The sequence below is a fragment of the Flammeovirga sp. MY04 genome (assembly GCF_001682195.2).
GTDB classification, from domain to species: domain Bacteria; phylum Bacteroidota; class Bacteroidia; order Cytophagales; family Flammeovirgaceae; genus Flammeovirga; species Flammeovirga yaeyamensis.
The window spans coordinates 2125158-2138149 of the sequence record NZ_CP003561.2 but is presented as its reverse complement, the minus strand read 5'-3'; the positions used below and the strand labels follow the sequence as shown (position 1 = coordinate 2138149).

Genomic DNA, 12992 nt, shown 5'->3' with positions numbered 1-12992 from the left:
TAAGTGTATCCAACATCAATCATTCAAATAAAGGTGATGCTTCACCACATTTTTTTATCATGAAAGCGATTAAATTTTTAGCAGGATCAGTATTGATCGGTGCAAGTATTCTTTCTTCTTGCACAAAGCCTACAGCACCACAAGCTGAGGTGAAAGACTACACACATGTATCACAGGAGAAATTAGATTTCTTAGGTATTACAGATGTAAATCATTTAAGTGCAGCTTCTAAAAGAGCATTGGATTGGCCTGATTCGTTAACGAACGAATGGTTCGGTGAATTTTCAGTACATGATTTAAAAGGAGACTTGGCATACGAAGAAGGCGTGGTAAGACGTGATCCTTCTGCTTTGCTTCATGTCGATGGAAAATATTATGTGTATTACTCTAAGTCTGTTGGTAAAACTGACGGTTTTGGTGGTGATATCGAAAATGATAAAGTATTCCCTTGGGACCGTTGTGATATATGGTACGCAACATCAGAAGATGGTTGGACTTGGAAAGAAGAAGGTCCAGCAGTACTAAGAGGAGAAAAAGGTAAGTTTGATGACCGTTCTGTTTTCACTCCAGAAATTATGGAGCACGAAGGAAAGTACTACTTATGTTATCAAACAATCAAATCGCCATATGATGTAAGAACAAAGAATCAAGTGGGTTTGGCATGGTCTGAATCTCCAAATGGTCCATTTAAAAAGTTAGAAGAGCCTATCTTAAGCCCTGCTAACAATGGTGTTTGGAAAGGGACAACTCAAGACCGTTTCTTAGTAGAGAAGAAAGGTGATTTCGATTCTCATAAAGTACACGATCCATGTATCATTCCTTTCAAAGGTAAATTCTATTTGTACTACAAAGGGGAGCAAATGGGTGAGGCAATTACATTTGGTGGACGTCAGATTCGTCATGGTGTTGCTATTGCAGACAATCCACTTGGACCTTATGTGAAGTCGCCTTACAACCCAATCTCAAACTCTGGTCACGAGATTTGTGTATGGAAACATAAAGATGGTATCATGTCTCTAATTACAACTGATGGTCCTGAAAAAGGTACTGTTCAGTTTGCTGCAGATGGTATTAACTTTAATATTATGGCGTCTATTCCTGGTGCACCTCATGCAATGGGTCTTAACAGAGAATTAAACAATAACGAAGGTTTTGGCATCTTTGGATGGGGTCTTACTCACAAGTATGTGAATTATGATTACCAACATATCCGTCGTTTTGCAGGAAAGCGTAAAACATCGCATAAAGCGAAAAACGAACAAACTGCTAAACAAGCAAAAGCAACGAGATAAGCAATTGTTCTAATTGATGTATATATGATGCACAGCTCGAGAAATTGAGCTGTGCATTTTTTTTAATAACTGAATTCTTCTTTTTCAATCCACTTTTTATATTCACTCGGAGTCATTTCTACGATGTCTTTAAATGCTCGATTAAAAGTAGTTTTGGAATTAAAACCAGAGGCTTTTGCTAATACTTCGAGTTTCATCGATCGGCCTTCTTCCGTGAGTAATATTCGTTTTGCCTCGACTATTCGATAATGACTAATCATCTCATTGAAGTTCATTTTTAAGCCTTCATTGATCACAAACGACACTCTTGAACGGTTCAACATCACTTCTTGAGCCAAGGAAGTGAGTGTGATTTCATTACTTAAAAACGGTTTTTCATTTTCAATATATCGAATAATTTTATCCAAATCCTCTTTTAGTTTTCCCTCAGTAACTCTCTCTTTTTCTTGTAGTATAATTTCTTCTTTATTGATAAATACTTCAATTTTATTGGAAATTACCCAATGGAAAATAAGGTAAATAGTAGCTGAAAAAGAAAGGTAATAGACAGGGAATCCAATATTTGATAGTGGTAAATCATACGATTTAGCCAAAACACCGTAGGCCCCAAAATTATGTACAAACAAATACAATAAGGCGATAGAAGTATATACCCCTGTTCTCGTTTTCCACCATTTTAAATGAAGTGCATTTTTGTTTAGATGTTTTGATGCAAAGTAAATGAGGTAAACGATCCCAATTGTGGCATTGAAATAGTCTTGAAACAGATTTACTTTCTTTATGTATGGAGTATTTTCGATTAATTCACCCGTGAACAATAAAGAAAAGTCCCAATAGATAATGGGAAGGGTAACAAGAAAGAAAACGCTCGGAACGATAAAATGTAAAAACACATTCTTCTTTAGTTTGAACATTTTATTGACTCCCGTTTCCAAGAATAAATAAAAGGTAGGGTATATAAATGTGGTTATGCTTGAACCTAAAGAAGCAAATATCAAATATTGTTCATCAGGCAGAATCTTGCGTAAAGCAAACATCAAGCTTACAAAACACCAAATAAGCAATGTTGTAATCAATAATTTTCCTTGAACTGATAGACCTTTTTGAAATGATAAATATACAGACAGAAATAATCCGTTGGTAGCTCCGATCAAGGTTAGTAGTGGTAGTATCTCTTTCATTAAATTTAGTAATGTAACGTTGTTGCAAAATTGAACAATCAGTTTGTACTTTCCAATAAATCACTTATTTAATTATGATTTTTTATGTGATACTACCCTTATGTGTGTAGCTAACTATTTGATATTCTTTTTGAGCTCTTTAATAAAGTTTTCCTGATCTTGAATTATATTTTCAATTGATTGACCGGATTCCATTTCATTATTTTGATAGTTTTCTATCATTTTTAAAGTCACTACAACTTGCAACACTTTATGTAAATCTTCTATCGTGTTACTATTTTTAATTACAGAGTTTTTGATTTTTTCTTGTTCAGAAACACTATGGGAGTACTTTTTTTTGGATTCCTCTACCAATTGCATTACTTCCATTCGTATAGTTGAATCTAAAATAGTATGTATAAAGTCATGAGCCTCAGCGTAATAATAATTATTACTATTATTAAATTTATTATATTTTTTTAGGTTATTTTCTTGAGCTTCCCTCATTAACAAATAATCATTTTCAATTTTCCGAAGGTTTTTATCTTTTTCAAGAGCTTCACTGTACAATTGGTAAAATAGATTTCCTCTGCCTCTAGCTCTTGCTTTATATTGTTCAATAATATTCTTTTCTTGAAATACTTCTGGTGTTTCTTGTGTTGTAGTTCCTTTCTTTGATGAATTATTATTTTTTGATTCTCTTGAATTACATCCTAAAATGAGCAGAAGAATGCTTATAACAATTAGTTTTTGCATGATATATAAATATTGAAGTGTTAGTAGAATAGTTATACTGAAATACAAATTACATATTTTTTATTATTCTATCAATGCCTCAATACTACGAGCTATTAAATAAAGTTTATCTTCAATGCTCACTCTAGAATTGTTTAGCTTTTCTATTATTGATTTGTCTTTGATATGCATAATGAATTCTCTTAAATCTGAAAGTGTATATGATCATCATGCCTCACTGCTCGACAACCGTGATATCTTATCTTCTTATTTGATAAACGAAGTCTATTTTTCAAATGTGGTTCTATGAATATCTTTTTGACTTCCTTTTGTTCAATTAAAGCTAAGAGTAATTTTCTAGTGCCTATTTCCGAAAATTTAAGATCAAGATTAATTTGACCTAAAGTTAAATATTTAGGATAGTCGTATTGAAAATAGGCTGCACTTAGACATTTCTGAGGTTGATTTATTTCTCCTTCAATAACATCTTCGAAAACACCATAACCACTTATGGATTTTGAACAATCAGTGATTTGTCCATCTAAAGTTTGATAAACAAGTGATATATCCAATTTATTTCCATCATTATGACTTAAATGAGGAAGCAAGGGAAAACCATTGATAAAAGGAAAATTTGCATCTAAATACTTTATTTTGATATCAGTTTGGGATAAATTATCCGATAAGCCTGCCAAGGTCTTATTCATTTCAGGTGTTACATAGTTTCTATTTAATAGCACCGTCATATAGTTTGTGGGTGATATTTTTTCAGTATTAATTATTCTTTCCCTTCCCAATAAATGAGCTAAAAAAGGAATAAAGCTGAATGATAAAATGAGATAAAGACCAAAAAATAACAGGTTCTTTTTTATGGTTGATTTTAATCGAAGTTTATCCGCTAATACTATTGATATCAAAAGTACAACACCCCCTACTTGAGTGAGTATAGTTAGAATTATTACGATAAATAAAATGAAGATGAAGTTTAGTTTTTTGTTCATGGAATAAAATAATTTCTTGCCAAAATGAATAGTTGCTTTTGATGTAGTTAATTCATGTAATTCAAACTCTATATAACTCTTATCAAATTATCTGTAAAGTAGATTTCCTTTTTTATCAATAACATCAAAAAAACGGTGTTCGCTCCGACAGATAAGATCATTAATTTTTACAAAAGTTGGTAATGAAATATTTTTTAAAACCAATTGAGAGTTATCGATTGGATTGACCACTTTAACGTCAAACCAGGTTCTTGTTAATTCAGAATAATTATCTTCTAATTTAGTTAATGATATTACTTTATAAGTTCTCATGATTTAAACATTACTTGTGAAAAGTTCCAAAAACCTTCAATGTTAACTGTACCTTTTTGTTCTTGTTTACTAGTTAATACTGTTCTGTTATTTGAATTTTCAATTCTATATTCAATGATTTCTATACTTTCAGATTTGTGTTCTAGGATAGAAATAGTTTTTTCATTTATTCGTTTCCAATTAAAACTTCCATCAAGATTATAAGATGATTCCTCGTCAACATTTGCCCAACTTTTAAAATGACCAGACCCATCTTTTCGAAACTTTATCCAAGAACCCATAATTATGCTAAATCCACTTCCATCTTCTGTATTCCATTCTCCAATAAGTTCATCTCTCTTGAATAGTTTATTTATCAATTGTAGCATAATTTTAAATTTAATCAAGAATTTTAATCTGAATGTCGGAATCAGGTTTATAAATTGAGTTTATGAAACATCCACTACTAAATTTTGTGTCACTTAAAATTACTTCTTCTAGTAAATTTAAATTATTATTTAGTTGTAAATCATTTGTTTGTAACTTTTGATAAGTTTCCCAAGTAGAAGAACGTTTTAAAATGATACCGAAATTTGGAACCCAAAAATAAGATATACAACCATCAATGATTAATGGATTTTTTGAGTATTTAAATACTTCATAATTATTACCATTAATAATATATTTTTTTGAGTCTTCAAAGACAAAATAATAGTTATCTTTCTCAAGTCCATTTGTAAAATATTTGGGTTGATAATCTTGTGATTGCTTCAAGTAAATTTTGACAGTGTCATTATTATTTTCTTGGTTATATATGTAAGTTAATGTTTCAATACTATCCTTTTTAGCATTAAAAAATTCGACTTTAGTTGTATCTGTATTTACTAAAAATGAATTTTCAATATCATAATTAACATAAAAATATTCAACAGAGAAATTTTGTTTAATATCTGTCCGTTGACAACCAAATATGAAAAGAATAAATATCAATGAGTTTCTCATGTTTTAATATTTGTGTTGGTCAGATTTTGCGTAAATGTTATTAATTATTTCAATTTCACCTCAACCACAATTTAAATTTTTCATTTCCTATTCCCGTCTCTTGATACCTTTTTAGCACATCAATTATTCTTTCTTTTACTTCTTTCACAGGTAAGTCTTTCATTTGATAAAAAATAATTATAGACTTAGAAGGGAATTCACAATACCTTTTATCGATAGCATTATTATAGAAATCCTTGATCAATAAGCTATTTAAACTATCCATCTTATATGTTCCAATTTTATACTTAGAAATAGAATCATTTTTGACAATAATAGCGTTTCTTGATTTCACATCAACATCATCCCAAGGACATGGATTGATCAGGTTTACTTCGTAGTTAATGCTATCAGAATGTAATAATAATTGTATCTCATAACTGTTGCCTTCACATAGGATTTTATTTATTGTTTCAATTAAAGTATAATAATTATTGGTCGAATCGATATCTATTACTTGAAGATTATTTGTGTAGTTTGTACCAAACTCAATAGTTGTATTTTGTGATTGTTGGTTGCAGGAGAGGAACATAAAAGCGAGTAGTATTATGTAGTTTTTCATTTCTAATTTCTTTAATCAGTTCAGTTATTATAAACTTACGAATATCTTTTGAGCTTTGTAAGCTAGTTTCTTATGCCATGTTTCCATATTCAACTCTATTCAAAATATTTCTTACTTCTTGAATACCCGTAACGGTATCAAATAAAGTTATAGGTTTCATCCCTCCTAAAGAATAATTTGCTTTTTTGAGCCATCTATTAAACTTTGCTTCTTCATTGTTGAAAACCTCTATTCCAAAATCCAGTAACTCGGTTAATAAAAGTACCACTTCACTGTCCCGACCATTTAATAATCCATTTTCTCTTTTCCTTTTATTATAAGTAATTTGAGATAGTTCGAAGATAGAAAGAACTTCTTTAATGGAAAGTTCAGTTCGGGTGCTTAATAATTCGATTGCTTCATAAGGCAGGCGATCTCTTATAAGTGCTACTCTCTCAATTTTATTTGACCAAGAATATTCCTTATCTCGAATTCGAATTGTCCATAAAACTTTTTTGTTTCTTATAGCCCTTGCACGTTTGATACTCTTTTTTATATCAAATTTTTCTTTTTTGATATCTATTCCCATAGAAGCAATTTTTCAACAATATAGTTTAATTTGAATTATCATCTGCTCAATTTATGTAATTGATATTATTCAACAAAACCAAAAAACAATCTCCCCAACTCACCTTCCACTTGACATCAAAAGTTAAAAACACCACACCCCCAACAATTTTTCACTTCTTAAATACCTCCTTAAAACGATTCATTACTATTTTATTATCAAATAGTTAGACGATTTGATACGCGGACCAAATAATCTGATACACGATTCATACGAAATAAGACAACAATGTTACCAATTGTTTAGTTAAAATTTTTCACAACCCATATCATTGCCGTATCAAAGGTGTGAAAACCTTGATGTTTACCAATTCAAAATCAAATATTAATCGATCTTTCTGACACATGAACAAATTCAATTTTTTCATTGTGTTCTTGTTGATTACTACTTTTTCTTATTCCACTACCTACGCACAAGAAGTAGTGGTAAAAGGTATAGTCAAAGATGCGACTTCTAACGAACTCCTTCCTGGTGTGAGTATTTGGATAGAAGGGACAACTACAGGAACAACTACCAACTTCGAAGGGCAGTTTACCATTATGGTAAATGGACCTGAAGATCAACTTCACTTTTCTTTCATTGGAATGGAAGACAAATTGGTTACAGTCGGTAATCAGACCAATATTGAAGTAGTACTGAATAGCGATTCTGAACAACTCGACGAAGTGCTTGTTGTGGCTTACGGAACTTCAGACAAAAAAGCATTTACAGGTGCTGCGGAAACAATTGCCGGAGAATCTCTAGCCACAAGACCTGTTTCTTCCGCTGCAAGTGCTTTACAAGGAGCAACATCAGGCGTGCAAGTAACTTCAAGTTCTGGACAGCCAGGATCGGGACCAACAGTGCGTATTCGTGGTGTCGGTTCGATGAGTGCAAGTTCTTCTCCCCTTTATGTTATTGATGGTGTACCCTACGATGGTATTGGAACGTTAAACCCCAACGATATCGAATCGATGACGGTTTTAAAAGATGCGGTTTCTGCCTCACTTTATGGTTCTAGAGCGGCCAACGGTGTAATTATCGTCACAACAAAAGGAGGAAAGCAAAAAGAACATTCTAGACTGACGGTTGATGCACAAGTTGGGGTGACCTCACTAATGAATAATGGAGTGAAACTGATGAACTCGGCCGATTATTACCAACAAACTTGGAATGGCTTATTCAATAATCAGTTTTACTTACACGGAAAAACACAAAACGAATCGGCAGCTTATGCACACGAAAATGTAGAAGCTATTTCTGGTTGGAACCCTTATAATATGGATCAACCATTTGATTATAATGGCAATGTTGCTGCAGGTGCTAAAATCATTCAAGATACCGATTGGAGAAATGCTTTGTACCAAACGGGAAGAGTAGAAAATTACAACATCGGTTTCTCTCATTCTACAGAGAAAACCAACTACTTCCTTTCTTTAGGGTATTTCGATCAGTTAGGTCATGTTAAAGGAACGGATTTCAACCGTATTTCTGGTCGTATCAATTTGGATCATCAAATTAACTCTTGGCTGAAAGTTGGAACAAACAACACACTAAGTTTCTATAATCAGAATGCACAACCAAATGGTACGGCAGGTGCCAACCCGGTACGTGCTGTAGAGATCATCAATCCAACAACTCCTATCTACACTGAAGATGGAGATTACAACTGGTACAATACAGCGGTTTTAGATTTCAATCCTATCGGATTAATCGAAAAAGACATTTACAATACAAAAGGAAATAATATCTCCTCAAGCCTATACTTATTGTTTGACTTTAACAAACACCTAAACTTCAAAACCACTGGTTCGATGAACTATAATTCGTCTAATTCGGTGGTTTATTACAACCCTGAGCATGGTAATGGTTCTGGAGTAAACGGCAGGGGATCAAAATCTCACGATCAAAGCATGGCCTTAAACTGGTCAAATGTTCTGACTTGGGATAATACGTATGGAAAGCATCATATTACGTTAATGGGTGGACAAGAAACCTACTACGTTAAAGCCGATGGTTTATATGCGGAGTCTACAGATTTTGGTATTGGAGGCAATCCTCATTTGGGTATTGGCGCCAAGCCAGAACAAGCTACTTCTTATACAAGCAACCGTAGTTTGTTATCGTTCTTCTCTCAATTCTCTTACGACTTTGCTTCTAAGTATTACTTAAACGCTTCAGTTCGTTCAGATGGAAGTTCTCGTTTTGGCGAAAACAATAAATTCGGTGTTTTCCCATCGTTGGGTGCTTCTTGGAGAGTCGGACAAGAAAATTTCTTGAGCAATGCATCTTGGATCAACGAGTTGAAACTAAGAGGTAGTTACGGTCTTACAGGTAATGATAAAATAGGTGATGGCAATTATCTAGCACTTTATTCATTAGGGAGCAACTACGGTGATCGCCCAGGTATGACGCCAGTTCAATTGGCAAATCCTAACTTACAATGGGAGAAAATGACGTTGGCAAATATTGGTGTAGACTTTTCGATATTCAATAGAATTCAACTTTCTGGGGAGTACTTCATCAAAGACTCTGATGGACTTCTATATGCCCAACCAATTTCTTACTCAAAAGGATTTGGATCTGTTTTGACAAACATCGGACATATGGTCAATAAAGGAGTTGAAATCACTCTTCATACTGAAAACATCGTGAAGAAGAACTTCTCTTGGACGACAGATTTCAACTTAACGAACATCGAATCGGAGATTAAAAACATTGGTGCAGACCAACTGATAAGTGGTAATTATTTATTGAAAGAAGGATTAAGCTGGTACAGTTTCTACTTGAGAGAATGGGCAGGGGTAAATCCGGATACAGGCGAACCAATGTGGTTTGTGAATGTGAACAACACCCACGATGAACAAGCAGAAATGCCAGAAACAGCATTTGATGATCCTCATGGATCGGGTCGTAAAGTAACAAGCGAATACGAAGATGCTTACAGAACAGTAAACGGTTCGGCACTACCAACTTTATACGGTGGTTTAAGCAACACTTTCAAGTATAAAAACTTCGATTTCTCTTTCCTATTGTACTACAGCTTAGGCGGTAAAATCTACAACTACGATTACGCAAAAAACATGCATGATGGTGCCAATCCTGGCTATAACCTAGCAGACGAAGCAAAGAATTCTTGGACTCCTGATAACAAATATACAGACATTCCAAGATACATTGTCAACAATGAAGACAACGGTCATTTGGCCTCCACTCGTTTCCTAGAGAAAGGCAATTACCTACGTCTTAAGAATGTGAATTTGGGGTACAATCTTCCTCAATCAGCTTGTCAGAAAATCCATATTTCTAGCTTAAGAGTGTACTTCTCTGGGGAGAACTTATGGACACTTTCTAACTACAAAGGATTCGATCCAGAACAAGCATTATCAGGTTCTACCAACGACAATATTCCAGGTGTAGCAACGTATTCAGTAGGCTTCAATTTTGGACTATAAAACAGCATCATTCATGAAAAAATATATTATAAATTCACTTGTCGGTATGATGTTGACAGTTACATCATGTTCCGATTTTCTAGAGTACCAACCTTCTACGCAAGTATCTCCTGATGTCGCTTTCGAATCGGTAGAAAATGCTCAAGCCACGTTGGTAGGTGCCTACGATCAGCTAAGTTCTCCTTACTTCGATGGTTTGTATGTACAGATCATGAGCGATGTGATGGGAGAAGACTTAATGATCAATTCTGATAACAACTGGGGATGGTTTGTTACTGTATATCAAATGAATGTTTTATCGACTTACCAATGGACATCGAATCCTTGGGCAGTGGGATATAAAGTGATCTACGATTGTAACATGATCATCGCTAATGCACCTAATATTAACGTTGGAGATACAGCAGCAATTGAGACTTTAGTAGCACAAGCCAAAGCCTTAAGAGCGTATTGTTACCTGAACCTGATTCAGATGTATGCTAAGAACTATACAACTGACCCCAACGGAATGGGCGTCATCTTAGCCACAGCCCCGGCAGAGGCAGAAGACGAAGATTTAGGTCGTGCTACTACTCAAGAAGTATACAATCAAATCGTCGAAGATTTATTGTATGCCGAATCAAACATGGGTGTGAGTGAGTACAAAGGAATGTTGGATCAAAAAGGTGCACAGGCATTATTGGCGAGAACTTACAGCATCCTTAATCAATGGGATAAAGCCAAAGAATATGCAGAAAAGGCAATGAAAGATATGCCTTTGATGACAGTGGAGGAAATGTGGGGTGGATTCATGTTATTCAGCAACAACCCGGAGGCGATCTTCTACTTGGATTATACCCGTACGGATAACAACATATACCTTTCATTGCCTTCGTTTTATTGGCCTCAATACGGTTATTCATCCATTAGAGCCGATGAAAACTTCATCAATAAGTTTGATGATGGTGATATCAGAAAGAGTTATTTCGATTTCTATGAGCCCATTGATGCAGACAATTACTTGGTCGTAAAATTTGGTCACAATGAAGCTTTAGGTAACGCACACATGATCAAAATCAGAGCTTCAGAAATGCATTTGATATTGGCAGAGGCAGAAGCAGAATTAGGCAACGACACCGCTGCACAAGATGCAGTGTATACAATTATGCAACGTGCCAACGGAGGTGCAGCTAAACCAACAGAAACTGGTGAAGAACTGATCAAAGTGATTTTAGAAGAACGCCGTAGAGAACTGTTTGGAGAAGGATTTAGATGGTTCGATATCAAAAGGCGACAAGAAACTTTTGTGAGAGAAGGACAGCATTGGTCGAAATGGAATATCAGTCCATCGGATGCAGATTACTACCGTTTCACTTTCCCAATTCCACAAGGAGAAATTGATGCCAACACCAAGATTTCTGACGAACATCAAAACAACGGATACTAATGGTAAAATTAATATATACGGTCATGTTTGCTATATGCTGCATGATTGCCTTTACACATTGCAGCAGAGACGAAAGCATCCCCTCACTTTCGCCTAATGCTGGGATAGATCAACTTGAATTGGTAACTGAGGGCTATCTGACCACTATTGCTGCGAATACATTAGAGGACGGTCAGACAGGGACTTGGAAGGTAGTAAGAGGAGAAGGTGGCATCATTGATGACATCCATCTTTCAGAGACTATCTTCCGAGGCGAACCTGGACAGTTGTACACTCTGGAATGGGAGGTACGAGAAGGTGATATGTATTCTACCGATTGGATGGACATCAGTTTCCAACCCATGGAGGTGAATATCTACAATGTATTGCCCGATACGGTGAAAGATAGTTTTACTATTCATTTCGAAGCCGATTCAGCTTTATACGGTGCACAAGGAACATGGTCTTTAGTGGGAGAAGATTCTACTTCGGGCAGTTTCTCTGATGTACATCATCATATAGCCTCTTTTACTGGATTGCCTGAACGTTCTTACACGGTACAGTGGACACATCAGTATGGAGGAACTCAAGTGAGTAAACAATTGGAAATCACTTTCGATACATTGTATGCTTCTGCTGGAGAGGATCAATTGGGTATCGTTACGAGAGAAGCCCCATACTTTTTTACTTTAGAAGGTCATCTTCAAGAAGGAGCCACAGGGGAGTGGACAATCTTGGAAGGAAATGGAGGAAACGTGGTGACGAATCACTTACCCAATTCTTTGTTCCAAGGAGAGAGAAACGAACTGTATACATTAGAATGGAAAGTGATGTATGATAATGAGGTGAAACGCGATACCGTCAAATTATCGTTTGGCGGCTTGCACCACACTTGGACAGATCCTCGTGATAACAAAGAATACAAAACGGTTCAAATAGGTGATGTTGAATGGATGGCTCAGAATTACGATTTGGATGAGTATGTGGGCATTGCTGCTTGGTATTATGGTCAGGCTGCCGAAGCAGAAAACCATACGGGTCATGTAGTATCTTCTGATGAAGACCGCAGAATTCATGGCAAATTATACTCTTACACAGCATCAGAATTACTAGCTCCAGAAGGCTGGCGTTTACCGACTTACGAAGAGTGGTGGGATTTAGTCGAGCAATTCGATGGACAAAACTTTGCGGGTGATCACCTAAGAGCGGGAGGAAAGAGTGGTATCGAATTAACGTATTCAGGTTACTTCGAAATGCCTAGCTACCGTAATCAACCTCAGTTTGGCGATATGGAAATGATGGGACGTTATTGGGTGAAGCTTCCAGAAGATCAGACGATTGAAAACAGCTTCCCTCAGGCCTTCCAAATTAATGAAGGGTCTCTAGTAGGTATTGGAATATTTATTCCGCATTACGCTTTATCTGTACGATACATTAGAGACGTTCAAAACTAATCGAAATCCC

General features: G+C 35.2%; 12 protein-coding genes. 4 read left to right on the top strand and 8 right to left on the bottom strand.

Features of this window, described 5'->3' with window-relative positions:
- The first annotated feature begins 59 nt into the window (after window positions 1-59).
- Entirely contained in the window at window positions 60-1292 is a 1233-nt protein-coding gene (locus tag MY04_RS27570; RefSeq protein ID WP_066216548.1) for a glycoside hydrolase family 117 protein, read from the top strand.
- A gap of 62 nt (window positions 1293-1354) precedes the next feature.
- Here the strand turns inward: MY04_RS27570 and MY04_RS27565 are convergent, their stop codons facing one another.
- The 8 genes from MY04_RS27565 to parS form a co-directional block, all read right to left on the bottom strand.
- The gene (locus MY04_RS27565) at window positions 1355-2473 is read right to left on the bottom strand and encodes a helix-turn-helix domain-containing protein (protein WP_066216545.1); all 1119 of its coding nucleotides are present in this window, start codon (window positions 2471-2473) and stop codon (window positions 1355-1357) included.
- Between the two features lie 114 nt (window positions 2474-2587).
- Window positions 2588-3208, bottom strand: coding sequence for a hypothetical protein (locus MY04_RS27560; protein ID WP_066216543.1), 621 nt, complete (start codon window positions 3206-3208; stop codon window positions 2588-2590).
- 182 nt (window positions 3209-3390) lie between these two features.
- The gene (locus tag MY04_RS27555) at window positions 3391-4188 is read right to left on the bottom strand and encodes a hypothetical protein (RefSeq protein ID WP_066216541.1); all 798 of its coding nucleotides are present in this window, start codon (window positions 4186-4188) and stop codon (window positions 3391-3393) included.
- An 87-nt stretch (window positions 4189-4275) separates the two neighbouring features.
- On the bottom strand, window positions 4276-4500 hold the full coding sequence (locus MY04_RS27550) for a hypothetical protein (protein ID WP_066216539.1): 225 nt from the start codon (window positions 4498-4500) through the stop codon (window positions 4276-4278).
- Window positions 4497-4868, bottom strand: a complete 372-nt coding sequence (locus tag MY04_RS27545; protein ID WP_066216536.1) for a hypothetical protein — start codon at window positions 4866-4868, stop codon at window positions 4497-4499. Before MY04_RS27545 ends, MY04_RS27550 begins: the two co-directional genes overlap by 4 nt.
- Before the next feature lie 10 nt (window positions 4869-4878).
- The gene (locus MY04_RS27540; protein ID WP_066216534.1) at window positions 4879-5481 is read right to left on the bottom strand and encodes a hypothetical protein; all 603 of its coding nucleotides are present in this window, start codon (window positions 5479-5481) and stop codon (window positions 4879-4881) included.
- 55 nt (window positions 5482-5536) lie between these two features.
- Window positions 5537-6082 carry a hypothetical protein gene (locus MY04_RS27535; RefSeq protein ID WP_158297959.1) on the bottom strand — a complete coding sequence of 182 codons (546 nt, stop codon included), beginning with the start codon at window positions 6080-6082 and terminating at the stop codon, window positions 5537-5539.
- Window positions 6083-6152: 70 nt separating this feature from the next.
- Window positions 6153-6650 (bottom strand): type II RES/Xre toxin-antitoxin system antitoxin, encoded by a 498-nt coding sequence (parS, locus tag MY04_RS27530; RefSeq protein ID WP_066216528.1) that lies wholly within the window; start codon window positions 6648-6650, stop codon window positions 6153-6155.
- Window positions 6651-7033: 383 nt separating this feature from the next.
- On the opposite strand from parS, the gene MY04_RS27525 reads away from it, so the two are divergent.
- The 3 genes from MY04_RS27525 to MY04_RS27515 are packed head-to-tail and all read left to right on the top strand — an operon-like array spanning window position 7034 to window position 12982.
- Complete coding sequence (locus MY04_RS27525) at window positions 7034-10123, top strand: SusC/RagA family TonB-linked outer membrane protein (protein ID WP_066216525.1); 3090 nt, start codon at window positions 7034-7036, stop codon at window positions 10121-10123.
- A 13-nt stretch (window positions 10124-10136) separates the two neighbouring features.
- Window positions 10137-11549, top strand: a complete 1413-nt coding sequence (locus MY04_RS27520) for a RagB/SusD family nutrient uptake outer membrane protein (protein WP_158297958.1) — start codon at window positions 10137-10139, stop codon at window positions 11547-11549.
- Window positions 11549-12982, top strand: a complete 1434-nt coding sequence (locus MY04_RS27515) for an FISUMP domain-containing protein (RefSeq protein ID WP_066216519.1) — start codon at window positions 11549-11551, stop codon at window positions 12980-12982. Before MY04_RS27520 ends, MY04_RS27515 begins: the two co-directional genes overlap by 1 nt.
- The last annotated feature ends 10 nt before the right edge of the window (window positions 12983-12992 follow it).